We start from the raw sequence: 16,128 nt of genomic DNA on the forward strand, positions 1-16,128 counted from the left end.
CGTTGCTTTTTGCTGACTTTCAAGGGCGGTAACGCTTTGGGCATGCTTCGCTAAAGCAGATCGTATGCCTGTTAATTCTCTGACGATGCACTAGCTCGATTGTTTGGGCAGTGGCAAGGGACGATTGGATCTGCTAGAGTCGCTCATGATGCTTCGAAGTGTGAGGAGGATGACAGGAACGGTGGCAATTTTGCTGACCTTAGGAGGTGGAGCGATGGGGGCGCAGCGGGAGGTGAACGGGGTGAAGTATGAGATCATTGAGACCTCGTCGGAGAAGGTTCGGGTCGTTTGGGAAGGGCGGGACGAACGACCGTTGCGAACGTTTTCGGCAGCTGCGAATGAGGCTGAAGCAGACGGGGGAAAAGTCCGCTGGATCATGAACGGCGGGATTTTTGAGCCGGGAGGCATCCCGAGTGGATTGTTGATTCAAGGGGGGCGAGAGCGGATACCCGTGAACCGTCGTCAAGGAGTGGGGAATTTTTATCTGCAGCCCAATGGGGTGTTCTATTTCGGGAGGCAAAAAGCGGGTGTGGTCAAAACCGAAGAGTGGCCCGTCGCCGGGGACTGGGTGGGAGCGGTGCAATCGGGGCCGTTGCTTTTGAGGAATGGGGTGGTGCATCCGCTTTTCCGGAAGGAATCGACCAGCCGGCTGCATCGGAATGGAGTTGGGGTGAAAAAGGATGGGACCATCCTTCTTGCGATCTCCATCTCCCGTTCTCCGAAGTATCCGAACCTCTATGAATTTGCGATGATGTTTCGCTCTCTGGGCTGTGATGATGCCTTGTTTCTTGATGGCGATATCAGTCGTTTGGAGATGGGCGGAGCGGTGCCTCAGGACGGACAAAGTTATGGATCGTTTCTTGTGGTGATGGAGTGACCTCCCTTCATTCAGTGGACTGCCTGATTCGTTCCTCATCGTCGGATAGCCGGGCCAGTTGCCGATGGAAGTCCGCTTCCGTATGGGCGGTGAGGCGGATCGAGGGGGAAATCTGGAGCGAAGGGATCGTCGCTCTCTTGACCTCTCCTCGGCAGAAATTCGGCGCTTGGTGGCGATGGGTGGGCTTCGCTAGCGTGTTCCCCGATGGCTCCGAAGTCGAAGTTCGATTACACCGTGCTCACTCTTCGTGTCTCTCTGGGGGTGTGGTTTGCCTTTTTGGGAGGGCTGAAGCTTTTCCAGGTGGGTCCGCAGGCCTTTGCCCGGCAAGCAGCGGAATTTGAGATTCTGCAGGATCCTTACAACTTGGGAGTCGCCTACGCCGTCGCCTGGCTGGAGGTGCTGTGTGGTTTAGGATTGATGACGGGTTTCATGATTCGGGGTGCGGTGCGATGGGCGGTGGGGCTTACGCTGTTGTTCCTCTTCGTGAATGCCCAGGCGATGGTGCGTGGGCTGGACCCGGACTGCGGTTGTTTTGGCAAAGCTTTCACTCTGGGGATGGGCCCCAAGATCGTGTTGCTGTGTTTGCAGCTGGCGGTTTTGGTGTTCTTGATCGTCTCTGAGCATCTTGGCCGGCGTCGGGTTTTCGGGGGTTCCCGGATGCAGCTCCCCAGTTGAAGTTTCGGATGGGAAACGCATTGGACGGCGGCGAGATGACCGCCCAAGATGCGCGCCATGCGCTACACGGAACGATTGCAGCAGCGGATTGAGCGGACGGGATCGCGGCTTTGCGTGGGAATGGACCCTCGGCCCGGCGGGGATGGGGTGGAGGCGGTGCCTGATTTCCTGAAGCGTCTGGTGGATGAAACCTGGGAGTATGCGGCGGCCTTCAAGCCGAACATCGCCTATTTCGAGGCAATGGGACTTCGCGGAATCGAGATTCTTGGTGAGTTGATGGGAGCCATGCCCAAGGAGGTGCCGGTGATTTTGGATGCGAAGCGCAGTGATATTGGGGAAACCCAGAAATACTACGCCCAGGGCTACTTCGAGCATTGGAAGGTGGATGCTGTGACTCTCAATCCCTTTCTGGGATATGATTCGATCGAGCCCTTTCTCTCCTGGGAGGGCAAGGGGGTGTATCTGCTTGCCGTGACCTCCAATCCCGGCTCCGCGGATTTTCAGCAGCAGATTTTGGCGGATGGTCGCTCGGTTTTTGAGTTGGTGACGGCATTGGGTGCGCGATCGGTCGCCGAGTCCAATGCCACGGATGTGGGTTACGTGGTCGGTTTGACTCATGCGGCCGAAGTATTGGCGAAGATGCCGGATGCTCCGTTGCTGGTGCCAGGTCTGGGAGCCCAAGGTGGCGATCTGGCGGCGCTCGCTGCCGCCAAGCGGACGGCTCCGGATGTGATCAATGTTTCGCGCGGAATCGCCTACGCTGGGGATGAGCGAAGTTTCGCGCAACGAGCCGCCGAATGGGCGGAAAAGATCGCTGCAGCCTACGCGTAACGCGCCAAGAGTAAGGTCATGGCTCAAGAACCACCCCAGCGTCCCGCGGCCCATTATTCCGGTTTGCTGCCCCAAAAGGGCTGGCCGCAGCGCAACTACAAGTTCTTCCGCCATCGCATCGTTCCGGGGATGTTTCGACGTCCCGACGGGGCGACCCAGCCGCCGATTTTATTGCCGCCGACTCAAGGCTCCGTGCGGGTGACGTGGATTGGGCATGCAGCTTTCTTCATTCAGTTCGAGGGTCATTCGCTGATGGTCGACCCGAATTGGGCCAATTGGCATGGGATCGTGCGGCGGCGGCGGCGTCCGGGGCTGCCGTTGCAGGAAATTCCGGAACTCGATCTGGTGCTGGTGACCCACGCGCACTTCGATCACCTTCACAAACCTAGCCTGAAGGTCTTGCAATCCCGGGAGGGCATCGTGGTGCCACGCGGCAGCGGCAGCTTGGTGCGGCGGCTCGGATTCCCGGCGGTTCATGAGGTGAAAGTCTGGGAGCAGGTCGATTTCGGTGAGATGTCGATCGTTCACACTCCCAGCCACCATTGGGGAGCCCGTTATCTTCACGACACCCATCGCGACTACGGGGGCTATCTGATTCAGACCAAGGGAAAGTCCGTGTTTCACTGTGGCGATAGCGCTTGGTTCGACGGCTTCGGGGAGATCGGGCGACGCTTTCCAGACATTGATGTGGCCCTGATGCCGATCGGTGCCTACGAGGCTCCCAGCGGTCGGGATGTACACATGAACCCGGAGGAAGCGGTGCGGGCTTTCGCTGAAATGGGGGCTAAGGTGCTGATCCCCATGCACCACGACACCTTTCCGCTGGGCAATGAAGCGCCTGGAGAGGCGGTCGATCGGTTGCTTCAGGAAGCGGATCGTCTCGGGATCAGCGAAAAAATCCTGATTCCGGAAGAGGGAGTCGGCATTGAGTGGTGATTTCTCCGCCTCGGGGCGGTCTTGGTGACAATTTCCACTGGAACCTCGACGGTGGGTCAGCACACTGCGCACGACTGCCATGCCGAACACGCCGCTTCCATTTAATGCTGCCGACTTCCCTGTCGCCCTATGGGGGCTCTTGGGGTTGATTCTTGTCTTCCAGCTGGTTGGCTTGGTCCAACGGGTGCTTCTCGGGGCTCAATTGCGGCGCTTGGAGAAGTCCTTGGAAAGGCGGCGCAAGGAACCGTCTGCCAGTGTTGAGGAGCGGGCGCCTTCGGGGAGCGAGGATGATAGCGGTGGATTGTTCGAGGCTTACCTCGATGAGAACCCGGAGCGACGGATGCTCAGTAAGAAAGAACAATTCGATGGGTTCCGAAAGTGGCGGAATGAGAAGGGTCTGAACTGGTCCAAATGAGAACCGTTCTCAGCAAACGGGTTTTGCAAGCCGTCGAACCTGATTTTTGGGTGAAGAGGCGTTTTTCCGGTTGCCAGTCGGAGGTCGGTTTGCAAACTCGCCGCCCACCGGCGGCGCATTCTGTCGGTTAAACAACGCATCGCTTGTGAAAAATTTCACAAGCCCACCGATTTTCCCCGACGAGAACCGATTTTCACCACCGTCATGGCCAATATCTTCCCGCGCTGGACCAACGTTCTCCCGTTCAAGATTGCGATTTGTGTTCTCTCTTTGGGTGCCGGCGTGGTCGCAGCGTTTAGCTACTATGCGACGCCGAAGACCCTGGTGGTCGGATATCAACCGTCGCAGCCGATTCCCTTTTCGCACCGCATCCACGTGGAGCAAGTCGGGCTGGATTGCCGTTACTGCCACTCCTTTGTCGATGTCTCGGGGCATTCGAACGTGCCGACCTCGAACACTTGCTGGAACTGCCACCGCCATGTGCAGACTCAGAGCCCGAAACTCCAGCCGTTGCGCAACCGGATGGATCCGTTGCTGAAGCATCCTGATTTCGGCAAGCCGGTCGAGTGGGTGCGGATCCACAAGACTCCAGACTACGTTTACTTCAACCACTCGGCTCACGTGAACCGCGGCATTTCCTGCCAAAGCTGCCACGGCCGGGTCGATCAGATGGAGGTCGTTTATCAGGATCAGAACCTTTCCATGGGCTGGTGCTTGGAGTGCCACCGCCATCCGGAGAAGAACCTCCGCCCGCTGGAGGAAGTCTACAACCTTTCCTACGACGCCGAGAAATACCTCGCGGCCAACCCGATTGAAGGCGTCAAGACCACCGAGGACCTCGGCCTGAAGCTGAAGGAACAATGGCAGATTCATCCGCCGACCTCCTGCGCCACCTGCCACCACTGAGCCCCCTTTTTCCGTTCGAAAACTTTTCCGTCGACCCATGAGCAAACGCATCTGGCAACATCCCGACGTTCCCGCGAACGAATCGACCGTCTCCTGGCGCGGCGTCGGGCAGCTTGAGAACACTCCCGAGTTTCGCGAATGGCTTGAGCGCGAGTTTCCCGCCGGTGCCGCCGAAATGAGCGGCGAAGGTGAGATGGAAACCACTCGCCGTTCTTTCCTGAAGTTGATGGGCGCCTCGACCGCGCTCGCGGGATTTGGGATGGCTGCGTGCCGTCGCCCTGAGAGCTTCATCCTGCCCTATGCGAATGCTCCTGAGTGGATCATTCCGGGCAAGGCGACCTATTACGCTTCCAGTTTCCCCGCCGCTTCCGGCGCGACTCCTCTGGTGGTGACCACCTTTGAAGGTCGTCCCACCAAGGTGGCTCCCAACACGCTTCACCCGGATCAATCGGGGACCGACGCCTTCGTTCAGGCATCGGTGTTGGATCTCTATTCTCCATCCCGTTCGCGCAAGGTTCTGCATCACGGCAAACCGGCTTCTCGCGGGGATTTCGACACACTGTTGGCCGGGCTCGCGAAAGATTCCGGTTCGAAGTTGGGCTTGGTGTTCGGTCACGACGACTCCCCAACTCGCGCCCGTCTTTTGAAGGATCTTCAAGCCAAGTTCTCGGGTCTCAAGGGCTACGCTTATGAGGCCCTCGAGGGACCGGGTCAGGGTGCCTTTGGCGACGGCGTGCGTTTCGTGGCTGATTTCTCAAAAGCCGATCGCATCGTTTCTCTCGATTGTGACTTCACCGGCCTCGATCCGGTGGGTCCGATCGGAGCGTTCTTCGATCGCCGCAAGCCTGAAGGGAAAGCCTACGACAAGAAGGCCAGCGCCGCTTCGATGAACCGCCTTTACGCGGTGGAAAGTGTGTTTTCCGTAACGGGCGGTATCGCCGATCACCGTCTGCGGGTGAAGCCGAGTGAGTTGGTTGCGGTGGCTGCTGAGTTGTTGCGCGCCTTGGGTGACAGTGGATCGGTGGGCAATGCTCCTGCCGGATCAGCGAAAGTCACTGAGTGGGTGGCTGAGATGGCCAAAGATTTGCAAGCTTCCCGGGGCCGTGCCGTGGTGCTCGCCGGGAGCCGCGCTCCGGAGGCGGTGCACCGCATGGCTGCCGCCATCAATGCCCGCATCGGAGCCCTCGGAGAGGGTGGACCGCTTCGCGCCGTGGCTACGGAAGCGACTGGTTTGGGTTCGCTCGCCGATCTCATCGCGGATCTCAACTCGGGCGCAGTGGAACATGTCCTGTTCTTCACTCCGTCGAATCCTTCATACGACGCGCCGGTCGATCTCCAATTTGGTGAGGCTCTGGTCAAGGCCAAGACCAGCATTCATTTTGGCCTTCGCACCGATGCCACGGCACATGCTGCAACTTGGCACGTTCCGGCTTCTCACTACTTGGAGAACTGGGGGGATGCCCGCACGGCGAACGGCGTCTACACGATCGTCCAGCCGATGATCTTCCCGCTCTACGAAGACTCCGCAAGTGAGTTGGAAGTGCTTTGTGCGCTGCTGGATAGCGAGGGCACCCTGATCACAGGAGAGGCGCCGGAAGACGCCCCGAACCCCGCGATGGTGGCGGTTCGCAAAACTTTCGAAGGCCTCGCTGGCACCACCGAAGAAGCTTGGAAAAAGCTGCTTCGCGATGGGTTCCTCGCCGGTTCCAGCTACTCAGCAGCCACGGTGGCAGCGGACGCCGGTACGTTGTCCGCGGCGATTGCTGCCGCACCTCAAGGGGGCGACTACGAAGTGATTTTTGCTGCCGACCACTCGGTCTACGACGGTCGCTGGATCGACAATGGATGGCTACAAGAAGCTCCTGACCCGCTCTGCAAGCTGTCTTGGGATAACGCCGCTCTGGTTTCGCCGCAGACGGCCAAGGAGCTCGGCATCTACGACGAGTTGGTGCCAGTGCAGTCGCCGACCGCAGCCATTCCTCCGGACGGGGAAGGGGAGCACAAGAAGGGCAAGTTGATTCGCCTCAAGGTGGGGGACACCACGATTGAAATCGTCGCTCAAATTGGCTTCGGCCAGGCCGATGGCACCATTTACGTGCCGGTCGGATACGGTCAGGGCTTCAACTCGGATGATGAGCTGGGTCGTGATACTTCGAAAGAAGCTCACGTGGGCTTGGTCGGGGTGAATACCGGCTTCGATGTCTATCCGCTGCGCACCAGTGCCACTCCTTACTTCGCCGTTCTCGCCGAAGCTCCTTCGGTGACGGGGGTTTCCTACAAACTTTCGGCCACTCAGGAACACCACGGCATGTATGGCCGCGCGATTGCTCGGGAAATCTCCACCGCCGACGACGAGAAGAAGGGCGATTTCGCTGCCCAACTCGCCGACGTGCGCAAGCAGGGCATGGATTCCCACGCCCCGCCGAACGTTTCGCTCTACAAGCCGCTCGACCGCGATGGTAACCAGCTGCTGAGTGACCCGATCCACCAGTGGGCGATGGCCATCGACCTCAGCGCTTGCACCGGTTGCAACGCATGCTTGATCGCCTGTCAGGCGGAAAACAATATCCCGATTGTGGGCAAAGAGCAGCTCGCGAAGGGCCGTGAAATGCACTGGATCCGGATGGACCGCTATTTCGCCCAGCAGAAGGAAGATGAAGCTGGGGACTTCCTTGAAATGGTTCCTCAGCCGGTCGCCTGCGTGCAGTGCGAGGCGGCTCCGTGCGAAACCGTTTGCCCGGTGAATGCCACTGTCCACACCGAGGACGGCCTCAATGCCATGGCCTACAACCGCTGCATTGGCACGCGCTATTGCGCGAACAACTGCCCCTACAAGGCCCGTCGATTCAACTTCTTCGACTACAACAAGCGCAACCCGCTCGTCGCTCATAACCTTTACCACGGTCCCTTCGGCGAAAAGCAAGTCGGCACCTCGGCGCACCTTCAGCGCAACCCGAACGTATCTGTGCGGATGCGGGGGGTGATGGAAAAGTGCACCTACTGCGTGCAGCGCCTCAAGGATGCCAAGATCCGCCAGAAGCGCGATCAGAAGCAGGAAACCCTTGCTGCTGGCAACTCACTCGACGTTTCGATGAACAGCGAGAAGCTGCGCGTGCCGATCGATTCCGTGAAGGTGGCCTGTCAGGAAGCTTGCTCAGCAGAAGCCATCTCCTTCGGCAATTTGCTCGATGGCGACAAGGGCCGCGTCGGCCGCGTCAAGGCGCTCGAGCGGAATTACGACTTGCTCAACTACATCGGAACCCGCCCGCGGACGAGCTACATCGCCCGGGTCAAGAATCCGAATCCGTCGATGCCCGGTGCTCAGTTCATCGGGAAAGCCACCATTCACATGCACTGATCGCTTCCGGCGATCTGATCCCCGTCACTCGCGAGAAACATGGCCACCGCCACTGAAACCTCCCAACGCCAAGGTCCGAAGCTCCCCGTGCTCAAGCGCGAGAAGCTGATTCTCAACGGACGTTCCTATCACTGGATCACTGAGCGGATCTGCGGCGTTCTCGAAAACCGTCAGCCATTCTTGTGGTGGCTGCTGTTCGTTCCGAGCGCGATCATCGCTGCCATCGGGGTCGGAGGGGGGCTCTTCCACCTCGTCTCCACAGGTGTCGGCGTCTGGGGCAATACCAACCGCGTGATGTGGGGATGGCCGATCGTGAACTTCGTGTTCTGGATTGGTATCGGCCACGCTGGAACGCTGATTTCGGCGATTCTTTTCCTGACCCGCCAGAATTGGCGAACCTCGATCAACCGAGCGGCGGAAGCCATGACGATCTTCGCGGTGATGTGCGCGGGGATCTTCCCCGCCTTCCACGTGGGTCGTGTGTGGATGGTGTGGTTCCTGGCTCCAATTCCGAATGCCAATGGCATCTGGCAGAACTTCAAATCGCCGCTGCTGTGGGACGTGTTCGCCGTCTCAACCTACTTCACCGTCTCCTTGATTTTCTGGTATCTCGGCATGGTTCCCGACCTCGCGACCATCCGCGACCGGTGCAAACCAGGGCTTCGCAAGATCCTCTATGGTTTGTTCTCGCTCGGCTGGCGTGGAGGTAATCGCCAGTGGAGCCATTACGAGATGGCCTACCTCCTCTTGGCCGCTCTTTCCACACCGCTGGTGCTCTCCGTGCACTCGGTGGTGTCCTTCGACTTCGCTACCTCCGTGGTGCCGGGTTGGCACACGACGATTTTCCCTCCCTACTTCGTGGCGGGTGCCATCTTCGGTGGCTTCGCGATGGTGCTGACGATCATGATTCCCGCCCGTTTCATCTACGGGTTGCAGGACATGATCACCATGAAGCACATCGACAACATGGCGAAGATCATCCTGCTGACCGGCACCATCGTCGGTTACGCCTACCTGATGGAGCTGTTCGTCGCATTCTACTCCGGCGCTAAGTTCGAGATGGAAGCCTTCAAATACCGGATCGCCGGTCCCTTCAACTGGGCTTACTTCTGGATGATGGGCCTGAACGTCCTTTCGCCGCAGATCTTCTGGTTCAAGAAGTGCCGCGAGAATCTTTGGGTCGTGATGGCCGTTGCCATGTGCGTCAACTGCGGGATGTGGTTCGAGCGATTTGTGATCATCGTGACCACACTCTCCCGGATGTGGCTGCCTGGTGACTGGAAATACTTCTCCCCGAGCGGTCAGGACCAATTCCTCTTCGTTGGCACCATCGGCATGTTCCTCACGTTGTTCCTGCTGTTCCTCCGTTTCCTTCCCTGCATCAACATTGCCGAGGTCAAATGGACCCTGCTGGAGTCCGATCCGCATTTCGATGACCACCACGATCATCCCGATCACGGGGTGACGGAGGAGGCCGCCTATCAGCACGAAATCCACGCTTCGTCCGCCAAGGGCTGAATCCAGAACACCGAACCTTTTTCGATCCAATCCCTGTGAGCACGACTCGTAAACGCGTCTACGGCTATCTGGCCGAATTCAAGAGCGCTTCCGCCCTCTACAAGGCCGCGGAAAAGGTCCGCGATGCCGGTTTCAGCAAGTGGGACTGCCACTCGCCCTATCCGATTCACGGCCTCGATAGCGCGATGGGCCTGAAGCGCTCCATTCTTCCCTGGCTGGTGTTCTTCGGCGGGTCGACCGGAACCCTCACAGCTTTCAGCCTCGCCTATGGCACGCAGGTCTTGCTCTACCCGACCGTGGTGCAGGCCAAGCCGGTCAATATCTTCACGGTGCCAGCATTCTTCCCGGTCATGTTCGAGCTGACGATTCTGTTCTCCGGCTTCACCGTGCTCTTCGGACTTCTGGCGCTGATGAAGCTGCCGCGCTTCAACCACCCGCTATTTGCCAGCAAGCAATTTCACCGCGCGACCGATGATGCGTTCTTCATCGCCATCGAAGCTCGCGATCCCAAGTTCAGCCCTGAGGCGACCAAGGCCCTCCTTGAAAACATCGGCGGCACCAACATCGAACTCGTCGAAGAGGAGGATTGATTCCCCATTTTCAGCTCCAAGCTCTCTCTGCTCCCTACCGTGAAATACTTCTTCCTCGCCTACGCGATCATCGCCGCCTTGGTCATCGGCCTCCTGCCGATGCGCGGTGAGAAGTCGGCCTCAACCCCGATCCGCTTGTTCCCGGACATGGACGAGCAGGACAAGCTCAAGGCCCAGAAGCCCGACGATTTCTTCGCTGATGGCGTGGGCGGTCGGCCGCTGGTGGACGGCACACAGCCTTTGGGATTCCTTCCCGATGGGGCCACCGAACTGGGTGGTATTCCTGAATATGAATTCGGCGGTCAACCCAGCTACTACGCGACCGGGGTGATCGACGACCATTACTCCAGTGGCATGCCGGAGGAACTCGGGCTCACCGACGAAAACGTCGGCGCGTTCCTCCGCCGTGGCAAAGAGATGTTTCACGTCAACTGCATGCCCTGCCACGGGGAATCAGGTGACGGTCAAGGCATGGCCGCCCAGTTCGGCGTTCCGGGTGTCGCCAATCTCACCCTCGAAAACTTTGGATCCGGATCCTACCCGGACGGGCGTTTGTTCGACGTGATCACTCACGGCAAGGGCAACATGGGCTCTTACCGACACAACGTTTCCCTGCGCGACCGTTGGGCGATCATCGCCTATGTCCGCGCGCTGCAAGCGGCGCAGAAAGCCCCGCTGTCTGACCCCGCCGTCAAGGCCGCATACGATGCGGCCCAAGCCTCTGCCCAACCGGCCCAGTAAGCAATTTTCCTCCACCGATCATGGCATCTCACATCGTCACCTCTGCGGACATCCCCGCCCAGGGCGAGCGCCTGAACAGCCCGCTCGCTTCCAAGGTCAAGCTGATCTCTGGAGCGACTTCGCTGCTGCTTTGGCTCGTCAGCATGTTCCTGCTCTTGGGTCCCAATGATACTTGGGCAGCCAATTACGCCTATTCCTGGGTGTTCGCGGTGTTCTTCTTTTTCACGCTGGCTGTCGGCGGGTGCTTCTGGACCTTGCTTCACAACGTGTCGAACTCGGGGTGGGGGACTTCGGTGCGCCGGGTGATGGAGAACCTCGGTTCGGTGTATCCGTTCCTGTTTTTGTTCGCCTTCCCCTTGGCGCTTCCTCCGGTGCAAAAGTGGCTCTACGAGTGGATGAATATTCACCGAGAAGGGCTTCACGACGGTGCCGGCTTGTTTGATGGTTTTCTGGGCGGATTCTACGGCTCGACCTCTCTCAAGGAATGGCTTGAAGCCCATCATCACGGTCTTCTCGCCAACAAGCTTTGGTACATGAACCTGGTGGCTTGGTATGTCCGCTTCGCCTTCTATTTTGTGGGGCTCACCTTGGTGATTCGCGGTCTGCGGAAGCTTTCTGTGGGTCAGGACAGCGACCCCAATCCCGGCACGAGCCGCCTATTCCGTGCCCGCTTCCATTCGACCTACACGCTGATCATTTTCGCGATCACGATTACCTTTGCGGGCTTCGACTGGCTGATGGCGCTCGACTTCTCCTGGTTCTCCACCATGTGGGGTGTCTACCTCTTTGCTGGAGCGGCCCTGAACTCGATGGCGGTGATCATCATCACCTGCGCCCTGCTTCAGCGCGGGGGCAACCTCAAGCGTGTGGTCACTCCTGAGCACTACCACATCATGGGTAAGTTGCTGTTCGCCTTCACGGTGTTCTGGGCCTACATCGCCTTCTCCCAGTTCTTCCTGATTTGGTATGCAAACGTGACCGAGGAAACCAAGTACTTCCTCATTCGGAACACCGGCGGTTGGAACACCGCAATGATGCTCCTTGTGCTGTTCCACTTTGTGGTACCTTTCGTGGTCCTCTTGCAGGCCTGGCTGAAGAAGAAGCCGATGGCTCTGACGGTGCTCGCGGTCTACACGCTCGTCATGCACGTCTTCGACCACTACCTGATCTCGATTCCTGAGCGGTCGATCTCCCTGATGAATCTGATGCCGGAGAAATACGCTCACGTGCAGACGACGATCCCGAATGCTTTCTGGGGTGACATCTTGGCCTTCCTCACGGTCGGCACCGGCTTCCTCTTCTTCTATCTGCGAGCGCTGGGGCAAAACAACCTCTACCCGAACCGGGATCCTCGCCTCCTCGAATCCGCCAACGTCTCCAACTGAACGCCGCCGGCGATTCCCAAACCGCTTCCGTCCATCCTTTCCCATGGAACCTTCCCGTGACAATCCCTTGGCCCGCTTCGCCGCCTTCTGGTGGGGGATCGGTGTCGTCTCCCTGTTCTTTGTGGTGCTGTTGATCACCCGCCTTGCCAAGGGCGGTGCGGATGCACCTGATCCACTTGAAGAGGCCGCTCGCCTCAAGCGCCTCGAGGTTCGCGCCAAGGTCGATGAATCGCAGAAGTCGCACCTCAACAGCTGGACCGTTTCTCAGGATGGATCCACGGTGAAAGCCAATCCGGATGCGGTTTTCGATCTGATCGGGAAGCAACTGGTGGCCTCCAAGCCCACGGCTTCGACCGATGCTGCGCAGGTTGTCCCTGGTTCGGCGACAGCGGAGAAGCTCGCTGCTGCGCCCGCAGGGGACACTTCTGCGGTCGACGATCTGACCGCCCCTGCCGGAACCGCTCCGGATGCAGCGGTGATGGAGAAAGGCAAGCAGGCGTTCATGCTTTGTGCCGCCTGCCACGGCCTGAATGGCGAAGGGGGGCCTGTGGGGCCTCCGCTGGCGGGTTCCGATTGGGTCGCCGGTCCGGTATCCAATCTCATCCGAATCCAAATGCGCGGACTTGAAGGTCCGATCACCGTCGCCGGTAAGGAATACAATTTCCCTGCTCCGATGGCGCCGATGGGTGCCGCCAGCAGCGACGAGGATGTCGCCGCCGTGCTCACCTACGTTCGCAACTCCTTCGGCAATACCGCTCCGCCGGTTTCCGCTGAACAAGTGAAGATGCTTCGTTCCGAGGTCGGTAAGCCGGCCCTCAAGCAAGCCGACCTGATTCCCGTCGCTCCCTGAATTTCCTGCCATGGCCTCTCTCGAAAACGACCAAGACACGATCCTGCGTTCGTCGATCGACCGATCGCTTCGCCACCCGGTGATGTTCTTTTTCACCAGCGGAGCGGCGTGGCTCGCGGTGGCGATCCTGCTCGGCATCGTGTCCTCCGCCAAGGTTCACAGCCCTGATTTCCTCTCCCATTGCCCGTGGTTGACCTATGGCCGCGTGTTTGCCGCCCACGAGTCGGCATTGGTCTATGGCTGGGGCTGCCAAGCCGCTTTTGGCATGATCATTTGGCTGATGGCCCGGCTCTCCCGTCAGGCCTGCCGCAATGCTGGGATCATTCTTACCGCCGGCCACCTTTGGAATCTGGTCATCTCTCTCGGAGTGATCGGCATCCTCGCAGGGGGTGGTTCGGGCATGCCATGGATGGAAATGCCAACCTTCACCTGGTTCCCGATGCTGCTGATCTACATCGCGATCGTCATCGGCTCCATGGTTCAGTTCAAGCTGCGCCCCTCGGGTCACACCTACGTTTCACAGTGGTATCTGATGGCCGCGCTGATCTGGTTCCCCTGGTTCTTCGCCTCCTCGAATCTGCTGGTCCGTGGCTTTGACGGCAGCCCGTTGGGCGCCACCGGTGTGAATGCCTGGTTCCATTCAGCGATGTTGCTCATGCTGTTCGCTCCAGTGGGCATCGGGATGGCCTACTATCTGGTTCCGAAGGTGCTGGGTCGTCCGGTTTACAACTACTCGCTTTCGCTGATTGGATTCTGGGCTTTGGCGATCATTGCTCCCTGGGCGGGTCTGCAGAAATTGGCTGGTGTCCCCGTGCCGAACTTCCTCCCGTATCTCGGGGCCTTTGCGACGATCTTGTTTGCGATCCCAGCTGCAGTGGCGGGCATCAATTTGCTCAAAACCGCTGTGGGAGACCTCGATACCGTCAACAAGAGCCCGACGCTGCGCTTCACGGTCTGGGGTCTGGTATTCCTCATGGTCTTCGCCTTCGCCAGTGTGATGCTGAACCTGCCGTCGGTTCTGAAACTCACCCAGTTCACCATTTCCGGATACGGTTACGATGTTCTCGGAATCTACGGTTTCTTCAGCTTCATCGCCTTTGGTGCGATCTACTTCATCGTCCCACGCGTGACTCGTCGTGAGTGGCTTTCGCGTCGTCTGATCACCTCGCACTTTTTCCTCTCGCTCTACGCGGTGGGGGGCATTGCCGTCATCACCCTGTTCGGGGGACTGATGCAGGGTGTCGGAGCCGAGAACCTGACCGCAGCCTGGGAAGATGCTGCTAGCCGGGTCCAGCCGTATGCGGTGTTCACCACGGTGGCCTGGTGCTTCCTGCTCGTTTCGAATCTCTTCTTTTTCCTGCACCTCACGCTGATGTGGCTGCGTCTCGGTCGTCGGAGTTCCCACCCGACGCTGCTCACCCACGAACACGCCACCAGCCCTCACGGTCCCGAGGGGGACATCGACAACGCCGGTCCCGCCGTCCACTGACCCGATTCATCTTTCACGCGACATGAACTTCCGCACTTTTGCCATCGGACTCACTGCCAGTTTCGGCCTCGCCTGGTTGGCGGTGGTGGTCGTCCCGTTTTTCAAAATGCGCGACATCGCTCCCGTTGCCTTTCAGGAAGGGATCGATCCGCAGTCGGGAATCTACCATCCGAAGACTTCGGGCCGCGTCGTCAATGGCTACCAAGTCTACGCCGAAAATGGCTGCTATCAGTGCCATACCCAAGTGGTCCGCCCCACCTATGCTGGAAATGACCTCGGCCGCGCTGATTTCGCGGGGATCAAGGATGATCCGGATCGCGGTGATACCCGTCGCGAATCGAATCCCTTCGACTACAAGGGTCTCGACTATGCTCCCGTGGGAGTTTCCCGCAATGGCCCGGATCTGATGAACTACGGTCGCCGCCTGTTGCGTGCTCACCCGACGGATGCTGAGCAGTACCTCTATCGACGGCTTTACAATCCGCGCTTCGATCCCGCCGTTTCATGGTCGAACTGTCCTTCACTGCCCTTCCTCTTCGAGAAGAAGGAGATCATGGGCCAAAAGTCCGACCACGCCGTGGAAGGTAAGGTCAAGGAAGGCTTCGAAATCATCCCCGGCCCGAAAGCCCGGGCGCTCGCCAGCTACCTGATGTCTCTCCAGCACGACGATGCCGTGCCGGCCTCGATGAACTACGCCCCTGCGCCGACCAACCCCGAAGGCTGAACCCGGTTTTTCCGCTCCCGATGCAAGATCCTCACAAGCCCGATCTCGACGATTCTCTCAACGTCACCCAATCCCACGAGCGACTGCTCCGTGATGCCGCGGCCGTGGCCCGGGAAAAGCGTGTGAACGATGGGGGTCGCGAACCCGTTTCCAACTGGATTTTCGTCACCGGCGGAGTCGTGGCCATTGCTGCCGGACTCGCTTTGGGACAAGCCGGTGGTCTATTTGACTACGACGCTACCGTCGCTCCGGGATACGTCCGTCGCTCGCTCGATAGCGGTGAAGATTCAGGACCGCCTCCGGTCGATGCCCTCAAGGCCTATATGGCCAAGGGTGAGAAGATTTACTCGAAGTGCGTCGGTTGCCACGGTCCCGATGGTAAGGGCGGCGGTGCTTACCCGTCTCTGGCCGGATCGGAGTGGGCCATGGGGCCAACGGAGCGCTTTTCGATGGTCATCCTGAATGGCCTGACGGGGCCGACGAGCACGGGTAAGGAATTTGGCGTCATGCCCGCTCAAGGCGTCGGCATGAGCCCGACCGATCTCGCAGCGGTGATGACCTACGTGCGGAACTCCTTCGGCAATGAAAAGGGGGAAGTCGTTACCCAGGAAATGGCCGCGCACGCGATCGAGATCTCCGAGAAACGCGCCCAAGTAGGAACTCCCGTCAATAAGGGCGAACTCGACTCTGATCACCTCCAAGATCTGGAAGGTGCCGCCCTGGATCCCACGACCAAGGTGGATCCGGTTTCCCTCGCTCCGGTCGAAGAATGACCGCTCTCCGGTTGGCGATCGCCGACCGGTTTTCCCTCGATTTCACCTCCACGCAGAAAC

General features: G+C 59.2%; 15 protein-coding genes. All 15 read left to right on the forward strand.

Annotated elements, in window-relative coordinates; translation table 11 throughout:
- Positions 1 to 145: 145 nt before the first annotated feature.
- The 15 genes from HNR46_RS19470 (at position 146) to HNR46_RS19540 (ending at position 16,068) form a co-directional block, all read left to right on the forward strand.
- Positions 146 to 877 (forward strand): phosphodiester glycosidase family protein, encoded by a 732-nt coding sequence (locus HNR46_RS19470; protein ID WP_184022181.1) that lies wholly within the window; start codon positions 146 to 148, stop codon positions 875 to 877.
- 204 nt (positions 878 to 1,081) lie between these two features.
- The gene (locus tag HNR46_RS19475; protein ID WP_184022184.1) at positions 1,082 to 1,552 is read left to right on the forward strand and encodes a MauE/DoxX family redox-associated membrane protein; all 471 of its coding nucleotides are present in this window, start codon (positions 1,082 to 1,084) and stop codon (positions 1,550 to 1,552) included.
- Positions 1,553 to 1,609: 57 nt separating this feature from the next.
- Positions 1,610 to 2,383 carry an orotidine-5'-phosphate decarboxylase gene (gene pyrF / locus HNR46_RS19480; RefSeq protein ID WP_184022186.1) on the forward strand — a complete coding sequence of 258 codons (774 nt, stop codon included), beginning with the start codon at positions 1,610 to 1,612 and terminating at the stop codon, positions 2,381 to 2,383.
- An 18-nt stretch (positions 2,384 to 2,401) separates the two neighbouring features.
- On the forward strand, positions 2,402 to 3,319 hold the full coding sequence (locus HNR46_RS19485) for an MBL fold metallo-hydrolase (RefSeq protein ID WP_184022188.1): 918 nt from the start codon (positions 2,402 to 2,404) through the stop codon (positions 3,317 to 3,319).
- A gap of 79 nt (positions 3,320 to 3,398) precedes the next feature.
- Entirely contained in the window at positions 3,399 to 3,734 is a 336-nt protein-coding gene (locus HNR46_RS19490) for a hypothetical protein (protein WP_184022190.1), read from the forward strand.
- A gap of 204 nt (positions 3,735 to 3,938) precedes the next feature.
- Positions 3,939 to 4,640 (forward strand): cytochrome c3 family protein, encoded by a 702-nt coding sequence (locus HNR46_RS19495; protein WP_184022193.1) that lies wholly within the window; start codon positions 3,939 to 3,941, stop codon positions 4,638 to 4,640.
- Between the two features lie 37 nt (positions 4,641 to 4,677).
- Positions 4,678 to 7,998 carry a TAT-variant-translocated molybdopterin oxidoreductase gene (locus HNR46_RS19500; protein WP_184022195.1) on the forward strand — a complete coding sequence of 1,107 codons (3,321 nt, stop codon included), beginning with the start codon at positions 4,678 to 4,680 and terminating at the stop codon, positions 7,996 to 7,998.
- 39 nt (positions 7,999 to 8,037) lie between these two features.
- The gene (gene nrfD, locus HNR46_RS19505) at positions 8,038 to 9,516 is read left to right on the forward strand and encodes an NrfD/PsrC family molybdoenzyme membrane anchor subunit (RefSeq protein WP_184022198.1); all 1,479 of its coding nucleotides are present in this window, start codon (positions 8,038 to 8,040) and stop codon (positions 9,514 to 9,516) included.
- 35 nt (positions 9,517 to 9,551) lie between these two features.
- The gene (locus tag HNR46_RS19510; protein WP_184022200.1) at positions 9,552 to 10,106 is read left to right on the forward strand and encodes a quinol:electron acceptor oxidoreductase subunit ActD; all 555 of its coding nucleotides are present in this window, start codon (positions 9,552 to 9,554) and stop codon (positions 10,104 to 10,106) included.
- Positions 10,107 to 10,145: 39 nt separating this feature from the next.
- Complete coding sequence (locus HNR46_RS21460) at positions 10,146 to 10,847, forward strand: c-type cytochrome (RefSeq protein WP_184022203.1); 702 nt, start codon at positions 10,146 to 10,148, stop codon at positions 10,845 to 10,847.
- A gap of 20 nt (positions 10,848 to 10,867) precedes the next feature.
- Positions 10,868 to 12,232: a hypothetical protein gene (locus tag HNR46_RS19520; protein WP_184022206.1), complete on the forward strand. Its 1,365-nt coding sequence runs from the start codon at positions 10,868 to 10,870 to the stop codon at positions 12,230 to 12,232.
- 43 nt (positions 12,233 to 12,275) lie between these two features.
- Positions 12,276 to 13,082, forward strand: a complete 807-nt coding sequence (locus HNR46_RS19525; RefSeq protein ID WP_184022208.1) for a c-type cytochrome — start codon at positions 12,276 to 12,278, stop codon at positions 13,080 to 13,082.
- A gap of 10 nt (positions 13,083 to 13,092) precedes the next feature.
- On the forward strand, positions 13,093 to 14,571 hold the full coding sequence (locus HNR46_RS19530) for a cbb3-type cytochrome c oxidase subunit I (RefSeq protein ID WP_184022210.1): 1,479 nt from the start codon (positions 13,093 to 13,095) through the stop codon (positions 14,569 to 14,571).
- Positions 14,572 to 14,593: 22 nt separating this feature from the next.
- Complete coding sequence (locus HNR46_RS19535; RefSeq protein ID WP_184022212.1) at positions 14,594 to 15,295, forward strand: cytochrome c family protein; 702 nt, start codon at positions 14,594 to 14,596, stop codon at positions 15,293 to 15,295.
- Positions 15,296 to 15,315: 20 nt separating this feature from the next.
- On the forward strand, positions 15,316 to 16,068 hold the full coding sequence (locus tag HNR46_RS19540) for a c-type cytochrome (RefSeq protein WP_184022215.1): 753 nt from the start codon (positions 15,316 to 15,318) through the stop codon (positions 16,066 to 16,068).
- The last annotated feature ends 60 nt before the right edge of the window (positions 16,069 to 16,128 follow it).

Origin of the sequence: Haloferula luteola, from assembly GCF_014201715.1 — a bacterium.
GTDB lineage: Bacteria > Verrucomicrobiota > Verrucomicrobiia > Verrucomicrobiales > Akkermansiaceae > Haloferula > Haloferula luteola.

What these genes read in the sequence shown, in the direction of transcription:
- HNR46_RS19470 (WP_184022181.1), top strand. Translation starts at nt 146, where the DNA reads ATGATGCTTCGAAGTGTGAGGAGGATGACAGGAACGGTGGCAATTTTG.
- HNR46_RS19475 (WP_184022184.1), top strand. Translation starts at nt 1,082, where the DNA reads ATGGCTCCGAAGTCGAAGTTCGATTACACCGTGCTCACTCTTCGTGTC.
- pyrF (WP_184022186.1), top strand. Translation starts at nt 1,610, where the DNA reads ATGCGCTACACGGAACGATTGCAGCAGCGGATTGAGCGGACGGGATCG.
- HNR46_RS19485 (WP_184022188.1), top strand. Translation starts at nt 2,402, where the DNA reads ATGGCTCAAGAACCACCCCAGCGTCCCGCGGCCCATTATTCCGGTTTG.
- HNR46_RS19490 (WP_184022190.1), top strand. Translation starts at nt 3,399, where the DNA reads ATGCCGAACACGCCGCTTCCATTTAATGCTGCCGACTTCCCTGTCGCC.
- HNR46_RS19495 (WP_184022193.1), top strand. Translation starts at nt 3,939, where the DNA reads ATGGCCAATATCTTCCCGCGCTGGACCAACGTTCTCCCGTTCAAGATT.
- HNR46_RS19500 (WP_184022195.1), top strand. Translation starts at nt 4,678, where the DNA reads ATGAGCAAACGCATCTGGCAACATCCCGACGTTCCCGCGAACGAATCG.
- nrfD (WP_184022198.1), top strand. Translation starts at nt 8,038, where the DNA reads ATGGCCACCGCCACTGAAACCTCCCAACGCCAAGGTCCGAAGCTCCCC.
- HNR46_RS19520 (WP_184022206.1), top strand. Translation starts at nt 10,868, where the DNA reads ATGGCATCTCACATCGTCACCTCTGCGGACATCCCCGCCCAGGGCGAG.
- HNR46_RS19525 (WP_184022208.1), top strand. Translation starts at nt 12,276, where the DNA reads ATGGAACCTTCCCGTGACAATCCCTTGGCCCGCTTCGCCGCCTTCTGG.
- HNR46_RS19530 (WP_184022210.1), top strand. Translation starts at nt 13,093, where the DNA reads ATGGCCTCTCTCGAAAACGACCAAGACACGATCCTGCGTTCGTCGATC.
- HNR46_RS19535 (WP_184022212.1), top strand. Translation starts at nt 14,594, where the DNA reads ATGAACTTCCGCACTTTTGCCATCGGACTCACTGCCAGTTTCGGCCTC.
- HNR46_RS19540 (WP_184022215.1), top strand. Translation starts at nt 15,316, where the DNA reads ATGCAAGATCCTCACAAGCCCGATCTCGACGATTCTCTCAACGTCACC.